The sequence below is a fragment of the Arthrobacter sp. 01T428 genome (assembly GCF_056398685.1).
Map to the genome: position 1 here is coordinate 41,114 of NZ_JBFTPW010000009.1, position 17,532 is coordinate 58,645.

The following is a 17,532-nucleotide window of genomic DNA, read 5'->3' on the forward strand; positions in this document are numbered from 1 at the left end:
CCATGTCAAGCGCAGCGAAAAATCGGCAAACGCCGAAGACAAGATGGACAAGACTGGCCTTGACCGCGGCATCGGCCCTGCTAATGCTCCTTGCCGCCGTCCTGGCAGCGAAATGGTTCACGGCCCTTGATGGCACCGCTTCGTTCCTTCAAGAATTCCCAGGGCACACAACGCCTCCAGAAGGATCGCCCACTGGCTTCCCCGCGTGGCTCGGTTGGCAGCATTTTCTCAACACCTTTTTTCTGGTGCTGATCATCAGGACCGGGTGGCAGATACGGACCGATACCCGGCCCAAAGGGAACTGGACCAGGAACAACAGGGGCTTTTTTCGGACCAAGAGGACGCCAACTAAAATCAGTCTCGACCTGTGGCTTCACCTGAGCTTGGATGTTTTTTGGATACTGAACGGCATCATCTTCGTCATCCTGTTGTTCTCGACGGGGCATTGGCAGCGAATCGTTCCCACAAGTTGGGACATCGTTCCCAATGCACTGTCAGCGGGGCTGCAGTACCTGGCCTTGGATTGGCCGACGGATGACGGCTGGGTGAACTACAACGCACTGCAGTTGCTCGCCTATTTCGCCACCGTCTTCATCGCGGCCCCCTTGGCTTTTCTCACCGGACTGCGGATGTCCCCACTGTGGCCAAAACAACTCAGCAACCTCAATCGGATATACCCCATAGAAGTCGCCCGGGCTCTCCACTTTCCGGTCATGATCTACTTCGCCGGGTTCGTCGTCGTTCATGTGGCCCTGGTACTCGCCACAGGCGCTTTGCGCAACCTTAACCACATGTACGCATCAAGCAACGAGGACAACTGGACCGGATTCTGGATCTTCGGCGCTTCCCTGACCGTGATGGTCGCCGCCTGGTTCCTGACCAAACCCCTGTTTCTGCGCCCCGTGGCTTCACTGACAGGCTCAGTCACCCGCTAGTGAACGCACGCTGACAACCCCGACGGAGGCGGAGCCCTCGGGGTTGTCTTCTCCCTGCGCCCCCCTAACTGGGAGAAGCGAAGCACCAGCGTGGTCTGTCCGCGAAAGGCATGGCCCTCGTTCACTCGACGAGGGCCATGCCTACTTCATGATCTTTGCCCTGATGAGTGTTGCCTGAGCATGCTTGAGGATCGGCCCGTCAACCATCTTTCCGTTGAAGCTGAGGACGCCATTGCCTGCCTCCGCTGCTGCCCTGAGCAGCTTCGATGCGGCCAAGACTTCCTCTGGAGTGGGTGCATAGGCGTCACGTACGATCCTCACCTGACTTGGGTGAATACATGCCTTTGACCCGAACCCGGAGGCGACGGCGTCAGCGGCCTCCAAGGCCAATCCACGGAGGTCCGCGATGTCAACAAAGACGGAATCGATGACTTCCTTGCCGGCCGCACCGGCGGCAAGAAGCACCGATGACCGTGCGTGCATGGCGACGGCACGATATCGGCCCCGACCAGTCCTGCTTGACGTTCCACCCAGTGATGCAACCAGATCTTCGGCTCCCCACATCAAGGCCACGACGTTAGGCTCAGCCGCAATCTCGCATGCATTGACAATGCCGGCAGCCGTCTCGCAAAGGGCGATGACGGCGTAACCCTCCAGACTTCGGAGCCGCGAAGCCTGCTCAGCCTTAGCCAGCATGACCGTACTGTACGGCGTCTGAGCCAGGCACTCGAGGTCCCTGGTGAGTTCTTCCGGTCCCGATGGATTTACCCGGACAATCGTACGGTTTGGTCGAGCGCGGAGCCCGGTGCCTGCCTCAGGATAGCCAGGCGGGCGAGTTCTTTATCTCCCGGGGCCACGGCATCCTCCAAGTCCAGGATCACGGCGTCTGCCCGTTCGGCTGCTTTCTGGTAGCGTTCGGGCCGGTCCGCCGGGCAAAACAGCAGAGCCGGACCCGGTAGGAGATTTGTCGACATGCTACTCGCTCTGCTGCAAGATATGCGCTTTTCTGGTCCACATCAGGCTGCTCCTCGTCGCGACGGCAACGACCTTCCCGTCCTGGTTGCGGCCCACGTGTTTCATCGTCACGATTCCCTGCCCGGGTCGGGACGCAGAGAGCCGCTTTTCGCGGATAACCGTCTCCGTGTAGAGCGTGTCACCGTGGTAGAGCGGGTGAGGGAAAGCGATGTCTGTCAGCCCGAGTTGGGCGATGATGGTGCCTTGCGTCAGCTGGGGCACGGACTGACCGACGACCGCGGCCAGGGTAAACATAGAATTCATAAGGCGCTGGCCAAAGGGCTGCCCTGCGCTCCATGCCGCATCCAGATGAAGGGCCTGGGTGTTCATGGTCATGGTCGTGAACAGTACGTTGTCCGTTTCCGTGACTGTCCTCCCGGGCCGGTGCGCGTAGACGACGCCTTCTTCGAGTTCATCGAAGTACAGCCCACGCTGTTCAATGATGCGCTTGCTGGGGCAACGGACAGCGGCGGGGTTTTAGATCCTTTCATCCATGAGTGTGGTCATTCCTCAGCTACAAGCCGAGTTCGCGGGCGATGAGCATCAGCTGGACCTCCGTGGTGCCCTCCCCCACTTCAAGGATCTTGGAGTCGCGGTAGTGGCGCGCCACGGCGAATTCGTTGATGAAGCCATAGCCGCCGAACACCTGGGTGGCATCCCGCGCATTGTCCATCGCCGCCTCGCCTGCGATCATCTTAGCGATGGCCGCCTCCGTCTTGAACGGCTTGCCCGCCAGCATCCTCGAAGCCGCATCGTAGTACGCCAGCCGGGCGGTATGCGCCCGGGCCTGCATGCGGGCGATCTTGAACGCGATGGCCTGATACTTGCCGATGTGGTGCCCAAAGGCGCTGCGTTCCTTGGCGTATTTCACCGACAGGTCAACGCAGCCCTGCGCCGCCCCCGTGGCCAGTGCGGCGATGGCGATCCGGCCCTCGTCCAGGATGGAGAGGAAATTTGCGTAGCCGCGCCCCTCCTCACCAAGGAGGTTTTCCTCCGGGACCCGGACGTCCTTCAGCGTCAGCGGGTGGGTGTCCGAGGCGTTCCAGCCCACCTTGTTGTAGGCCTTCTCCGCCTTGAACCCGGGAGTGTCGGTGGGTACCAGGATAGTGGAGATCTCCTTTTTGACGCTGCCGTCCTTGCGTTCCTTCTGGCCGGTGACGGCGGTGACAGTGACCAGGCGGGTGATGTCCGTCCCGGAATTGGTGATGAACTCCTTGTTCCCGTTGATGACCCACTCTCCACCCTCACGCCGTGCGTGGGTCTTGGTTCCGCCCGCGTCGGACCCGGCTTCCGGTTCCGTCAGCCCGAAGCCGGCCAGAGCCTGCCCCGATGACAGCAGCGGCAGCCATTCCTCCTTCTGTGCCTCGGTGCCGAACCGGTATACGGGCATGGCGCCGAGCGAGACCCCTGCCTCCAAAGTGATGGCCACCGACTGGTCTACCCGGGCCAACTGCTCCAACGCCAGCGCAAGCGCAAAGTAGTCCCCGCCCATCCCGCCGAACTCCTCCGGGAACGGCAACCCGAAGAGGCCCATCTCGGCCATCTGGGACACCACTTCGTAGGGGAAGCTGTGTTCCTCATCGTGCTTGGCGGCGACCGGGGCCACGACCTCGTCCGCGAACTCTCCGACTGTCTTGCTGAGTTCCCGGTACTCCTCGCTGAGCTCAAAATCAGGCATGGTGTTGCTCCGTTTCACTATTGGGGTCTGTTCGTTGTGTCTGGTTCTCTGGCAGATTCGACGGTTGTTCCTCGGCCGGAACGGCATCGAGGGGATGAATTGTTGCCACCACTTCGTCGGCTTTGACGAGGTCACCGCTGCGGATTGTGAGGTGGACGGTGCCGGCCAGTGGTGCCACAAGTTGGTGCTCCATCTTCATGGCTTCCACTGCCAGCAGCAGCTGGCCTTCGGTGACGATTGCTCCGTTGGTCACGGCTACCGACACCACGGTTCCGGGCATGGGCGCCCGGACCTGCGGATCGGCTCTGCCTTCGTCCCGCTCTATTGCGGCAAGCACATGTGCCAGCAGCGATTCCCGGCTGAGGATCTCCAAACGGCACCCCCACCCCCCGTTGCCAAGGAATATTTGGCCAGGACGGACAATGGTTGCTTCCAAAGCTCGGGCCCGGCCCGATGAGGTACTTTGGGGCTCGCCGGGACCGGGTCCGGGCATCATCGAGTAGGTGGAGGCGTCACCGTCCAGGGTGAGCTGAAGCCTGGCATCTGCCAGTGTCGTCATCGAGGCCGTCCGTTCGGGGCCTGCGTTGACGCGCACCTGGACCGGAGATGATGGCCCGGTACCGGTTATCTGTACGGATGCCAATTCGCCGGAGGGTGTCTTTATGGTCACCCGCCATGGCGCCCGTTTGCCGAGTCGCCAGCCGTCAGTGTTGCCCCACGCGCTGTTCCTGTTCGGTCCCGATCCTGAAGCTACTGGGGTGAATGACCAGATGTAGATGGCAGCGGCTGCCAATTCAGCTTCGTCGACGTGCCTAAAGGTGAAGCCGGGCATTTTCCGTTCGATCAGACCCGTGTCGAGGCGCCCTGCGCAGACGTCGTGGTCATTCATCAGCAGTCTCAGGTATTCGACGTTGGTGTCTACGCCCAGCAAGGTGTAGTCCGCTAAGGCCTCATTCAAGGTTTGGATCGCCGCTTTGCGGTCCTCGCCCCAGGCGATGACCTTCGACACCATGGGATCGTAGTTGGAGGAAATTTCAAGTCCTTGCAGCAGGGCAGAGTCCACCCGGACGCGGCTGCCTGCCTCCCCAGTCGGTTTTTCGTCCAGCAGCAGGACGGTGCCGGTGGAGGGAAGGAAGTTCCGTTCGGGGATTTCGGCGTAGACGCGGGCTTCGACGGCGTGGCCGGTTAGTTCGACGTCGGCCTGGGCCACGGTGAGCAGCTCGCCGGCGGCGATCCGGACCTGCCATTCGACGAGGTCGACGCCGGTGACCATTTCGGTGACGGGGTGTTCGACCTGGAGGCGGGTGTTCATCTCCATGAAGAAGAACTCGTCCGGAGCCTCGTCGGAAACCAGGAACTCCACCGTCCCGGCGCCGCTGTAGTTCACGCTGCGGGCTGCCTGGCACGCCGCTTCGCCGATCCGTTCGCGCACCGCGGCGCCGTCGGGGAGGGATTCCAGCAGCGGAGAGGGTGCCTCCTCGATGACCTTTTGGTGCCGGCGTTGCAGTGAACACTCACGCTCGCCCAGATGGATCACGTTGCCGTGGTTGTCCGCCAGGACCTGGACCTCGATGTGCCGTGGCGTCCGGATCAGCCGCTCCAGGAACAGCGTGTCGTCCCCGAACGCACTCGCGGCAACGCGCCGTGCGGTGGCCAGGGTGGCCGCCAGATCCCCGTGCCGTTCCACGATGTGCATCCCTTTCCCTCCGCCGCCGGCGGAGGGTTTGATGAGCAGCGGGAACCCGACGGCGTCCGCGGCCTCGACCAGTTGGGCGTCGGTCATTCCCGGCTCGGCGATGCCCGGCACCACGGGGACTCCGTAGCCGGCCACGTGGTTTTTGGAGCGGATCTTGTCACCCATGACGTTTAGGGATTCCACCCCCGGGCCGATGAACGCGATTCCCGCGGCTTCGAGGGCACGCGCGAAGTCGACGTTCTCACTCAGGAACCCGTAGCCGGGGTGCACAGCCTGGGCGCCGGTCTCCCGGCACGCCCGGATGATGGCCTCGATCTTCAGGTAGCTCTCTGCCGCCGCGGCCGGACCGATCCGGACCGCGACGTCGGCTTCGCGCACGTGCCGGGCACCGGCGTCGGCATCGCTGTACACGGCGACCGAACGTATCCCCAGGGCACGCAGGGTCCGGATCACCCGGCAGGCGATCTCGCCCCGGTTCGCCACCAGGACGATACCGAACAGTGCCGGCTTCACGGCCGGCTGAGTCAGTTGGGGTGCTTCAGTCATCGCTGGGCTCACATCCTGAAAAGGCCGAAGGAGGTCTCCGGCAGCGGGGCGCGGGAGACGACGTCGAGCGCCAGCCCCAGCACGGTACGGGTATCGGCCGGGTCGATCACGCCGTCATCCCAGAGGCGGGCGGTGGAGTAATACGGGCTGCCCTGGTCCTCATACTGCTGCCGGATCGGGGCCTTAAACGCTTCCTCGTCCTCGACGGACCAGTCCTGCCCGGCCGCCTCGTACTGGTCCCGCTTTACGGTGGCCAACACACTGGAGGCCTGGTTCCCGCCCATCACCGAGATCCGCGACGCCGGCCACATCCACAAAAACCGCGGCGAGTACGCCCGCCCGCACATCGAGTAGTTGCCCGCCCCGAAGGACCCCCCAATCACTACCGTCAGCTTGGGCACCCGAGCCGTTGCCACCGCAGTGACCATCTTGGCGCCGTTCTTGGCGATACCGCCCTGCTCGGAGTCCTTGCCCACCATGAATCCCGAGATGTTCTGCAAAAACACAAGGGGGATGCCGCGCTGGTCGCAGAGTTCGATGAAATGGGCGCCCTTGAGCGAAGACTCACTGAACAGCACCCCGTTGTTCGCCACGATCCCCACGGGGTGCCCGTGCAGCCTAGCGAAGCCCGTGACCAGCGTCGTCCCGTATTCCTTCTTGAACTCGTGGAACCTGCTGCCGTCAACAAGGCGGGCTATGACCTCGTGGACGTCATACTGCGCGTTGACGTCCGTGGGCACCGCCCCGTAGAGCCCGGCGGGGTCGGCAGCGGGTTCGACGGCGGTTTCCACCTCCCAGGCAGGGGCCGCCGGCCGGGGCAGTGTGGCCACGATGTCGCGGATGATCTGCAGCGCGTGTTCGTCGTTCTCGGCCAAATGGTCCGTGACGCCGGAAATCCTCGAGTGGACCTCGCCGCCGCCCAGCTCCTCGGCCGTGACGACTTCGCCGATAGCAGCCTTCACCAGGGGCGGACCACCCAGGAAGATCGTCCCCTGGTTGCGGACAATGACCGTTTCGTCGCTCATGGCCGGGACGTAGGCACCCCCTGCCGTGCACGAGCCCATCACCGACGCGATCTGCGGGATCTTGGCGGCCGAGAGCCTGGCCTGGTTAAAGAAGATTCGCCCGAAGTGGTCCTTGTCCGGGAAAACCTCGTCCTGCTTTGGCAGGAAAGCCCCGCCCGAATCCACCAGATAGATGCACGGCAAACGGTTCTCCAGGGCGATCTCCTGGGCCCGGAGGTGCTTCTTCACCGTCATCGGGTAGTACGTGCCGCCCTTAACGGTGGCGTCATTGGAGATCACCAGCACCTGCCGGCCATGGACCAGTCCAACGCCGGCAATCACCCCGGCGCCGGGCGACTCATCGTTATACATTCCGTTCGCCGCAAGCGGAGCGATCTCCAAAAACGGACTGCCCTCATCCAGCAACTGGTCGATCCGCTCCCGCGGCAACAGCTTGCCCCGGCCCACGTGGCGTTCACGCGACTTCTCCGGCCCACCCAACGCCGTTTGGGCCAGACGCTTTTGAAGCTCTCCTGCCAGCGCCCGTTGGGCGACGCTGTTGGCTTCAAAGACCTCGCTGGTAGTGTCCACCAGGCTCTTTATCGTGTGCATAAGCTTTCCATTTCAAGGTGCATGGTCTTCCTGCCCTGTGAGCAGCAGGTGCGGAGAACGACGCGGGGTCCAGCGCAATCAGTGCCGGCCGCAGTCCAGTACGCGGCGGGCTAGACCATCGTGATGAGCACTGCCGGATCGGACATAATGGCGCCGACGTCGGAAAGGAATCGTGAGCCCTGTTCGCCATCGACTAGCCGATGGTCAAAGGAGAGGCTCAAGGTCATGACACTCCGAAGGGCGACAGCGCCGACGTGCTCCCATGGTTGGCGCCTGACGGAGCCGACTGCCAAAATTGCCGCCTCTCCGGGGTTCAGAATGGGTGTCCCGGCGTCGATGCCGAAGACTCCTATGTTCGTGATGGAGATGGTGCCTCCCGAGAGCTCGGTCTGAGCCGTTTTGCCTGACCGGGCCGCCTGGGCGAGTTGATTCAAGGCAGCGGAGAGTTCCAAAAGTCCCATGCGGTCTGCGTCCTTGATGTTCGGCACGGTGAGCCCGCGTGGTGTTGCGGCGGCGATGCCCAGGTTGACGTAATTGAACTGGACGATCTCCTGGCGCGCTTCGTCCCATCGGGAGTTCAACGAGGGATTGCGGCGCAACGCGACGAGCACGGCTTTCGCAACAAGCGTCAACGGTGTGAGCTTGTAGCCTGCAAACTCACGGCTGGACTTCAACTTCGCCAGCAACTCCATGCTGGTCGTGACATCAATAGTCAGGAACTCAGTGACATGCGGCGCGGTAAATGCGCTCGACACCATCGCAGAGGCAGTGTGCTTGCGTACGCCTTTGATGGGCGTTCTGGTTTCCCGTCCCTTTTCCCGCGTAGCCTCGATATCGGCTGTTTGACTGTCCGCTGCTTGCCGGCCGGCGTATTTCGCCGCGGCATCGATGTCAGCCCGGGTGATCAGGCCCTGCGGCCCGGTGCCAACCATCGACGCAAGATCCACGCCTAAATCTCGTGCGAGCTTCCGGACCGGCGGGGTGGAGCGGGGTCGTTCTGCTGGGCTGGCCGAACCCCCGGAAGTCGGAGCTGGGGTTTCGGGGGTAATAGAAGCGGTCGGGGCATTCGAGTGTGGGTGAAAGGACTTCCGGGGTTTGCGTGTTGGCCGCCCGGCCCTGTCAATTTCGGCCCCATAGCCAACGAGAGTCGGGATCCGTTTTGCTGGTCCGTCATCGTCAGTGCGTGATGGCGGACCTTCGTCAGAATCTCCCGGGAGCATGAATGACACGATGGGAGTCCCAACCTCAACAACCGTGCCCGGTTGCTCGTGGAGTACGGCGATGATTCCGGCGTAAGGCGAAGGGAGTTCCACTACCGCCTTAGCCGTCTCGACCTCGGCGATCACCTGATTAAGTTCGACGACATCGCCGACGGCAACCTTCCAGTGGAGGATCTCCGATTCAGTCAGCCCTTCACCCAGGTCCGGGAGCCTAAATTCCTTTATAGTCATCGCGTTCGTCCCCCCAGTCCAGTCAGAGAGTTCGGTCGGTCAAGGGCCCTGTCAACGCCGTCAAGAATCCTGTCCAGATCGGGCAGATGGTGTGATTCCAGCTTTGATGGCGGGTAAGGAATGTCGAAGCCTGTTATCCGGACCGGCGCTGACTCAAGGTGATTGAAGCAGCGTTCGGTGATGGTCGCGGCGATCTCGGCTCCCAGGCCCCCTGACCGCGAGGCTTCATGAGTAATAACCAGCCGTCCGGTCTTCCGCACCGAAGCCTCAACGCGTGCGAAATCGATCGGTGCAAGTGAGCGGAGGTCTATGACTTCAACTGAAATTCCGTCGTCGGCTGCAGCTAATGCTGCGTCCATAGCCGTTTTTACGAGGGGGCCATACGTGACCAGGGTGACGTCGCTGCCGGCGTTGCGCACGCTGGCACTGCCAAGTGGAAGTGCTTCTCCAAGTCCAATGTTTTCGTCGACTTCGCATTTGACGTGATACCGGCGTTTGGGCTCGAAATAGAGTACGGGGTCATCCGATGCAACGGCCTGCCGAAGCATCGTATAGGCGTCCTGGGGGTTGGACACGCTGACCACCCGCAGGCCCGACGTATGAGTGAAGTACGCCTCCGGGGATTCGGAATGATGTTCCGGCGAGCCAATCCCCCCGCCGAAGGGAACCCGGATGGTGATCGGCATCCTGACTTTGCCCTGCGTCCGATAGTGCAGCTTGGCTACCTGGCACACGATCTGGTCGAATGCTGGGTAAATGAACCCGTCAAATTGAATTTCAACAACTGGTCGGTAACCCCGGTAGGCGAGGCCAACGGCGCTGCCCATGATTCCGGCTTCCGCAAGGGGGGTATCGATGACCCGATGAGGTCCGAAGTCTTTCTGCAATCCATCGGTGACTCGAAAGACACCGCCCAGTTTGCCGATGTCCTCTCCCATGAGTACAACCTTTGGATCGTCCTCCATGGCTCTGCGCAGCCCGGCGTTGATGGCTCGGCCAAAGGTCATGGTGCTCATCGGCTTATCCCCTCACTCCGCTCGCCCGCGAACGTGTCGAGGTAACGGACGTAGTGTTCCTTTTGCGTTTCCAATGTGGTGTTTGGCGCGCTGTATACGTGGGCAAAAACGTCCATGGGTGATGGGTCCGGCATGTTGATGCACGCCTCTCGCATTTCCTTGGCGACGGCGTCAGCCTTGGCGGCGATGGAAGCCTCCAGCTCCGGGGTGAAAATCCCTTTGTTCTCCAAAAGTGCTCTCACCCGGGCAATCGGGTCTTTGGCCGCCCAGATCTCGAGTTCGTTTGCATCCCGGTAACGGCTTGGGTCATCTGCGGTGGTGTGGGGGCCCATGCGATATGTGACTGCCTCGATAAATGTCGGGCCGCCGCCGGTTCGAGCACGGTGCAGAGCGACACGTGTGGCGGCCATAACTGCCAGGACGTCGTTGCCGTCAACCCGGAGTGATGGGATGCCGAACCCCTTTGCACGGGACGCGATGGGAATCTGGGACTGAAGCCCCACCGGTTCCGAAATCGCCCACTGGTTGTTCTGACAGAAGAAGATCAAAGGCACTTGGTAGCTGGCAGCGAACACTAGTGCCTCGTTGACATCGCCCTGACTTGTCGCGCCGTCGCCGAAGTAGGTAACGGCGACAGAGGTGGCGCCGTCGTTCTTGATGCCCATGGCGTAGCCGGTGGCGTGCAGGGTTTGGGCGCCGATGATGACCTGAGGTGTTGCCATGTTCAGTTCATAGGGATCCCACCCCGAGTGGGCGTTACCACGCCACACCCGGACGATGTCCCCGTAATCAACTCCCCTGCAATACGCGACGCCATTCTCGCGGTAGCTGGGGAAGACGAAATCGTCGCTGCGCAGTGCCCGCGCTGATCCAATCTGCGCAGCCTCCTGCCCGAGAAGAGGCGGCCACAAGGCAAGTTCTCCTTGCCGCTGAAGGTAGGTGGCTTCAGTATCGATCCTGCGGATGACAACCATGTCTTCGTACAACGAAGAAACCTGCTCGTCAGAGACGTCTTCAACCCACTGGGCAAAGTCCGGATCGGCTACCAGATCACCTCCAGGACTAACCAACTGGATAATGCCGCCGTTCCCTCTTAATTCGGAGTCCTGCTGACTTGGGAAATGGCTTAACTCATCTGTACGCAACGTTCGCACCCTTTCTTCTGCCCAGCTCGACCCGAAACCGCGGCGGGTCCTGCCGCACGGGGCTGCCTGGCCCTGCAGCTGTGACGGTACTCACGCGGTCGTGCGCGAGACAACACCGTTCTGCGGCACTGAACACCGTGCCTGAAAGGGACGTTCCGTCTCACACGACATTGGTCATGGTGTCCGGTCCCTATGCACAGAGAAGGGACAGGCCTGAACACTGCAGGTTTCGTTCATGACAACGGCCGGCTCAATTGTGGACTGGGATGTGGCGGGACCCGCAGGGTAGTGGGAGGGTCGTTGAAACTGAAGTGTCAATTGCTAAACTGTTCCTAAATCATAAACGGGCATGAATTAGTCCTTCACGCTTCAGTCAGCTTCGTCCGGGAACTCCACGTGCCAAGATTGAGAGCATGGAGAGTTCCGGTGTTCGACTGCAGGCCGCTGCGTCGGAGGGTTAGCCCGTTCGACAGCAAACCCGGCGGAGCTGCCCTGTCACGGAGTTCCGCGAAGGCTATTGACCAGTTCCGGCCCCGCTTGAAGGACCCATTTGTGCGTAGCGATACCCGAAGAAACAAGCAGCAGCTCTTGCGAGCCGTGGCCGAGGAGGTGCGGGAGAACCCCGGGCCATTGTCTCTGCAGAGCATTGCGGCTAGGGCCGAAGTGGCCGTAACAAGTGCTTACCGCTATTACGCGTCATTGGATGAGCTGCTCTCCGCTTATCTTCATCAACTCATGGAGGAGCTCGAGGAATTCTCGGCGACTTCACCATTGTCAGGTCCCAAACTGTTTGAAGCGGTGCTATCCCGTTGGGTCGATCTGGTCCTTGAACACGGGAAAGTTCTCGTCCGGCTTCGCTCCCGTTCAGGCTATTTGGAGCGATTGGACCGAAAGGACCCGGTCATACAGACCTCACTCCAGATCTGGGAACGTCCCTTGGCCAACTTGTTGGACGATCAGAAACTTGCCGACGTGCCGATGCGGCGCGCGCTCTTCCTGTGTAACGTGCTTACGGATCCTCGAGAGATTCTTGACCTCCATGAGGCCGACGGAATGTCAGCCAGTCAGATCACCGTTCTAGTCGCGGCCGCAGTTAGCGGTTCCCTCCGTTCCTACCAGAGGGCCGCTCACCCGCAGTAACGCTACCGATGGGCCCGCGGCCTCACCCGTCGGGGTTGAGGTCCAGCCCTCGGTACTCCTTTCAAAAGAATTCGCCATCATCGTTGCTCCCCTCGTCCTCCGGCGACTATGGGATCAGCCATCTAAGGCAACCTGGCTAACCATGAAAACAAGTGTGGCTTTCGGAACGCCAGAAACATGAGAGCGGCAAGGGCCGGCGCCACTCCTTGATTCCCTGCCCGGCTCGCTCACCGAAGTAAGAAGTGTCTCTTCGCGGTCATCTACTTGTTCCTCGACCCCAGTGCCAACGCACTTGCATACAGCATGCCGAGGATCGTCAGTTCGGCACAGGGGCCTGTGTCCGTTCCAAATGGCGCCGCTAACCATAACCCCAGCGCCTGGTGCTCAGGCTCCGAGATCCCATTTGAGGACGTGCGGCGGCTGCGCATGTTATGGGCAATCAGTCGCGTCCGGAAGCAACTTGCCCTTGGCTATTGCTTGTAGCTCGATGCGGAGGCAAAATAAGAACTGATTACCAATTGGTATCAAAATTTCAATGAGATGAATGTCCGAGAGGGATCTATGTTTATCGACGCCCCTACCAGCTCCTTGACGGTGGGTCCGCGCCCGGCCACCAGCCCCTTGGAGGTTCTCCAAACTCTCAAGCAATATCCAACAGCTAACGTCGGCGATGCCATGAACCGCCTCAATCTCATGGACTCCGGAATCGCAGCGCAGTGGACCAGTGGCCGTTGCGTGGGACCTGCACTGACTGTACTGACACGTGACGGTGACAACCTTGCTATACACCGTGCGCTCGACGACGCTGAACCCGGCGATATTCTGGTGATCAACGCCTTGGGGGGAACAACACGGGCAGTATTCGGCGATCTCCTCGCTGAAATCTGCCTTGCTACAGGCATCGCAGGTGTCATCATCGACGGACTAACGAGGGACCGGGCTGACATTGAGGAGATGGCTCTGCCCTTATGGGCCCGAGGCGTGTCACCGGCGGGACCGGCCAAATACGGGCCAGGGGCGGTCAATGTCCCAGTGGCCTGCGGAGGCGTCGTCGTCAACCCGGGCGACCTTATCTCGGCAGACGGTGACGGAGTTGCAGTAGTCCCTTCCGAAATCTCCGCGGCAGTCCTCGACAAGCTCCGGGACATCGACAATTTTGAACGCGAGCTCCGCGCAAAGATCCGAAACTCCGTCAAAAAACCCGCCGCAGCGCTATAAGAAGGTGCCGGAAGCAACCAGTCCCCAGTGGACACCTGTCAACCAACTGGACCCCTCGGATATCATCCGCGCTCCAGCGAGGCAGACATAACCAACCCGTACGACTATTCGATGTCACACAATCAGGCCGTCGCCGATGCCTTCAATAGCCTTCCATAGAAAACCATACCGAACATGAAAAGCAGAGCACTCGTTCAAACCAGGAATGCTGACCGACGCTTCGGGTCGCAACGTCAAAGCGGTTCGCGCCCGGCTGTTGCCTTCCCACCAAGAGCCACGGGAAGTATCGCCCAGGGTCCTTGGACTAACAGACCTTCATCGCAGCAGCAGATTGCTGCCTACCAGCCTAAAGGGGTGACAAGGGAATGACCTAGCTGAGCCCGGCCAGGGATCAGCGCAGCCGTCTCTTTAGATCCTTTGGCATCACCTCGACGTCCCGATTACGCCGTCGCTATCTGCGGAAATGAGAAATGACCAAACAACGCCACGACGAGTGGAATCTTCTTGTCGGTGCCATGGTAGAGGTCCACAAAAATGGAATTCTGATCAGGTCAGGCAGAGTAGATGACGCAATGCCTGACTCCTCATTGATATGGCTGGCAGCTGACGGGGCGGACACCAGAGCACTCTTTAATGCCGCTGAAGGCTTTGAAGTCTGGGTAGAACCCCGCCAATTGGACGGGAAAATGTCCTACCGAATGACCAGTTCGGCCTTGATGAAAGGAAAAGACGGGGCAAAAGCCCTAGATCCTTGATTGATACCGGGCCCGGTCTCTCCCAGGGCCGGTTTAGCCGTGTCGGCGGCCCAAAGACCGCAGGGCTGCATGAGCCGTTAATAAGTCGGAATGATAGTCCGAGTTGGCACATTAACCCGGCTCCGGCTGGCGGCGGTGAGGCGTGCTTTTTCCTACCGGCGTTGGAACCTACCTTCTACTTGGCCCGTAAGGGCACTATGTTTCCGGATAACCACTGGTCGTTCCCCAGCTGTCCGGCTGATCACTAAATGGAGTGGTATGCACGTATTTGATGGCACTGACAAGGCCGTGTTCCTCGCCCTTGATGATGACCCTCGCGTTCCGATGCTTTTCCTCGCGAGAAGATTGGGACTGGCTCGAGGCACTGTGCAGAGCCGCCTAGAACGGAGGCTGTCAGGTGATTGCCTTCTCCCTAACAGCACTAGGATAACGCCGGAAGTGCTGGGGCTGCCGATGATGGCTCTCGTAACGGCTGAAGTAGAGCAGTCCTCGCTAGACGTCGCAGTACGAGCCCTTAATGGCATCCCAGAAGTCATCGAGGTTCACGCGATGGCGGGCGACGCTGACCTCCTGATCCGCGTAGTGGCCCAGAACGCGGAAGATCTATTTCGGGTGGGCCAGGAAATCAGCAACTGCCCAGGAATCCGTCGGACCATGACTTCACTTTTACTGAAAAAACTCATTCCCTACCGGATTGGCCAACTGCTTAAGAAGTGATGCTGCGTCAGTTCCCGTTAGTTGAACGTTCCCGCGAATAGACAGCCTTTTTCACAAAGCTCCGGGTCCGCCGGCCGTTGATGGAGCCTGAGTACATGTAGCGGGGCGGCATGCGGCAGCAGCCCACTCACCAGCTGCTACTGGACGCCGCGGCGACGGGGGGGATAAAAGGGAAATCCACTTACATGGAGGCCCGCCAAGAGTCTGACATGACTGCCTCAAGGCTGCACTGAGCCAATCATTTCAAAAAACGATAGAAAAGAACGCACATGCCCCTCTTTGATCTCCCGCTGACCCAACTGCGCAGCTACACCTCCGACGTGACCATGCCCGAAGACCTGCGCGAATTCTGGGATGCCACGATCGCGAAGGCCAGAACTTACCCCTTGGACGCCCGGTTTGAGCCGGTGGAGAACTACCTTTCCGTTATCGACAGTTTTGAAGTGACGTTCGCAGGATTCGGCGGGGACGCCATCAAGGGCTGGCTGCACCTCCCCGCCACCAGGGAGCCAGGTTCCAGGCTGCCTGTCGTGATCCAATATGTCGGCTACTCCGGCGGGCGCGGACTGGTGAACCAGGAAACAAGGTGGGCCCAGGCCGGGTATGCCCATTTCATTATGGACACCCGCGGTCAGGGCTACGGCTTCGCTGTCGGTGAAACCGCCGATTCCCATCCGACTGCCGGCGGCGTGGGGTATGCCGGCCTCATGACACGGGGCATCGGGAGCCGCGAAGACTACTACTACCGACGTGTGTATACGGATGCCTTCCGAGCAGTGGAGGCAGCGCAATCCCACCCCGAGGTGGATCCGGCCCGAGTCGTCCTTGCCGGCCTCAGCCAGGGCGGCGGCATTGTAGTGGCTGTCTCCGGGCTCGTGACCGGCCGGCTCGACGGCGTCGTGGCCGCACTGCCCGACGTCCCGTTCCTCCAGGACCTTCCGCGCGCCATCGACATCACGCCGCGTGGCCCCTACCCGGAAATCGCTGCCTTCCTGGCCCGACACCGGGACCGGTATGAGCCCGTACTTGAAGTCCTTCGCTATTTCGACGGCGTCAACCTCGGACAGTGGGCAACGGCGCCGACGCTGTACTCGGCAGCGCAAACTGACGACATCTGTCCGCCGTCCACTGTCTTTGCCAGCTTCAATGCCTACGGCTCGGGCACTCCGGATTCATCCAGTGCCCGCCCAATGAAGGAGATTGAGGTGTATAGGTTCAACAACCACGAAGGGGGCCAGGAACACCACTGGATAAGGCAGTTGCTCTTCCTTCGTAAGGTCTTGGGATAAGTCACCCGTTGCAAGTGCACGATAAGCCATATCCCTACTGTTGAAGTTCGCGTGTGCTTTGTGGAGGCGTCATGTCTACTGTAAAAATCGAAACACGCCCGAGGTAGGGGCTACAGCAGGGCAATTCGGATGGTGGTCGGCGACAAACCTAGCAGGGCGCGATTTGCGCCCCGGGTGAAAGCATGCCGGCACCCCGCAGCCAATGCATACAAAGCCGGCGCGCACTTCGATGGACCGCGAATGCGGTAGCGCATCGAGAACGGACGCATCCCATTCCCGCCCGTCAACTGAACAAAGCGCTACATTCAATGGTCAATCAGCTTCCTCCGGCGAGTGTTCCAAGCAACGATGCCGATCCTGTCTGCTGGCAATTATTCCAAAGGTAACATATTCTTATTTGAGAAGTCATTACCGGTTATTGACTGGGGAGTTTGACCCAGCCTAACTCTGGGTAACGTGCCCCCGGCCGGCCCTGCGAGCCGACAGCCAGGTGATGGCCGATATGTAAGGCAAGGTAAGACAGCATTACGCGAGAGTCATAGGTGGATGCAAGAAAACATGGCTTCAACGAAAGATGTTCAGGATTCTACGGTGACGGTGTCTGTCACGAGAAAAGTGGACCCCTCGCGCAGCGAGGACGTGACGGCTTGGATCCAGTGGGGGGTAAATCTTGCCAGTGGCTGGCCGGGCTTCCTTGGATCCGGATGGATCCGGTCCTCCACACGCAGCGACGAATGGTACATGCTGTACCGGTTCGCAGACCCCTCATCTCTCAGCGCCTGGGAGAGTTCAAGCTCGCGCAAAGTATGGCTTGATCAAGGAGACGGGCTAGTCGAGGAACGCCGCGTAGAGAAACATACAGGGATCGAGGGCTGGTTTGATTCCGTCCCTACCAGTGAAGCTCTTTCCTCTCCCCCACCCCGCCCTGCCCGATGGAAGCAAGCGATGAGTGTGTGGCTTGCCTTCTTCCCTGTCAGCCTGATTTTTGCTCTTCTGATTGAAGCCCTATACCCGGCGTGGAGCGGACTGTGGACGACTGCGAGGGTCTTCTTAACTACAACCATCCTTACTCCGATCATGACAATATGGGTGCTGCCGCTGGTGACCTGGCTTCTCCGATCATGGCTAAGATCCGACAAGGCTTCTTGAGATGAGTAAACGACCATGCATTCGATCTGAGAGAGAAGAGTTACTTATGTCGGTCAACGGGACGTTCCCATGCAACGGAGCTCTTAGAGAATCATGTTGCGGAGTTGACCTGGATAACGTCCCTAGGCTGAGCGTCCCGGTTAAGTTTCCTTGGATAAGCCGCGGTG

At 60.4% G+C, this 17,532-nt stretch carries 13 protein-coding genes and 1 pseudogene; 6 read left to right on the forward strand and 8 right to left on the reverse strand.

The genetic code is table 11. The annotated features are described in order from the left end of the window. Positions 1–2: 2 nt before the first annotated feature. On the forward strand, positions 3–935 hold the full coding sequence (locus tag AC1DJB_RS12265; RefSeq protein ID WP_476910305.1) for a cytochrome b/b6 domain-containing protein: 933 nt from the start codon (positions 3–5) through the stop codon (positions 933–935). Positions 936–1,076: 141 nt separating this feature from the next. Here AC1DJB_RS12265 and AC1DJB_RS12270 read toward each other — a convergent pair. The 8 genes and pseudogenes from AC1DJB_RS12270 to pdhA form a co-directional block, all read right to left on the reverse strand. Next, a pseudogene (locus AC1DJB_RS12270) lies at positions 1,077–1,909 on the reverse strand (HpcH/HpaI aldolase/citrate lyase family protein). A 1-nt stretch (position 1,910) separates the two neighbouring features. Next, positions 1,911–2,393, reverse strand: a complete 483-nt coding sequence (locus tag AC1DJB_RS12275) for a MaoC family dehydratase (RefSeq protein ID WP_476910388.1) — start codon at positions 2,391–2,393, stop codon at positions 1,911–1,913. A 70-nt stretch (positions 2,394–2,463) separates the two neighbouring features. After that, entirely contained in the window at positions 2,464–3,627 is a 1,164-nt protein-coding gene (locus tag AC1DJB_RS12280) for an acyl-CoA dehydrogenase family protein (RefSeq protein ID WP_476910306.1), read from the reverse strand. Continuing rightward, entirely contained in the window at positions 3,620–5,869 is a 2,250-nt protein-coding gene (locus AC1DJB_RS12285; RefSeq protein WP_476910307.1) for an acetyl/propionyl/methylcrotonyl-CoA carboxylase subunit alpha, read from the reverse strand. Before AC1DJB_RS12285 ends, AC1DJB_RS12280 begins: the two co-directional genes overlap by 8 nt. Before the next feature lie 8 nt (positions 5,870–5,877). Beyond that, on the reverse strand, positions 5,878–7,485 hold the full coding sequence (locus tag AC1DJB_RS12290) for a carboxyl transferase domain-containing protein (RefSeq protein WP_476910308.1): 1,608 nt from the start codon (positions 7,483–7,485) through the stop codon (positions 5,878–5,880). Positions 7,486–7,595: 110 nt separating this feature from the next. Continuing rightward, entirely contained in the window at positions 7,596–8,936 is a 1,341-nt protein-coding gene (locus AC1DJB_RS12295) for a dihydrolipoamide acetyltransferase family protein (RefSeq protein ID WP_476910309.1), read from the reverse strand. Further along, a complete protein-coding gene (locus AC1DJB_RS12300) occupies positions 8,933–9,952 on the reverse strand; it encodes an alpha-ketoacid dehydrogenase subunit beta (protein ID WP_476910310.1) in 1,020 nt (339 codons plus the stop codon). Before AC1DJB_RS12300 ends, AC1DJB_RS12295 begins: the two co-directional genes overlap by 4 nt. Beyond that, positions 9,949–11,097 carry a pyruvate dehydrogenase (acetyl-transferring) E1 component subunit alpha gene (gene pdhA / locus AC1DJB_RS12305; protein ID WP_476910389.1) on the reverse strand — a complete coding sequence of 383 codons (1,149 nt, stop codon included), beginning with the start codon at positions 11,095–11,097 and terminating at the stop codon, positions 9,949–9,951. The genes AC1DJB_RS12300 and pdhA overlap by 4 nt, the downstream gene beginning before the upstream one ends. A 552-nt stretch (positions 11,098–11,649) precedes the next feature. Between pdhA and AC1DJB_RS12310 the strand changes: the two genes are divergently transcribed. From AC1DJB_RS12310 to AC1DJB_RS12330, 5 genes are all read left to right on the forward strand, one after another. Continuing rightward, a complete protein-coding gene (locus AC1DJB_RS12310; RefSeq protein ID WP_476910311.1) occupies positions 11,650–12,237 on the forward strand; it encodes a TetR/AcrR family transcriptional regulator in 588 nt (195 codons plus the stop codon). Between the two features lie 561 nt (positions 12,238–12,798). Next, positions 12,799–13,455 (forward strand): RraA family protein, encoded by a 657-nt coding sequence (locus AC1DJB_RS12315; RefSeq protein WP_476910312.1) that lies wholly within the window; start codon positions 12,799–12,801, stop codon positions 13,453–13,455. A gap of 470 nt (positions 13,456–13,925) precedes the next feature. Further along, complete coding sequence (locus tag AC1DJB_RS12320) at positions 13,926–14,210, forward strand: hypothetical protein (protein ID WP_476910313.1); 285 nt, start codon at positions 13,926–13,928, stop codon at positions 14,208–14,210. 258 nt (positions 14,211–14,468) lie between these two features. Beyond that, complete coding sequence (locus AC1DJB_RS12325; RefSeq protein ID WP_476910314.1) at positions 14,469–14,927, forward strand: Lrp/AsnC family transcriptional regulator; 459 nt, start codon at positions 14,469–14,471, stop codon at positions 14,925–14,927. Between the two features lie 269 nt (positions 14,928–15,196). Then, positions 15,197–16,216 (forward strand): acetylxylan esterase, encoded by a 1,020-nt coding sequence (locus AC1DJB_RS12330; protein ID WP_476910315.1) that lies wholly within the window; start codon positions 15,197–15,199, stop codon positions 16,214–16,216. The last annotated feature ends 1,316 nt before the right edge of the window (positions 16,217–17,532 follow it).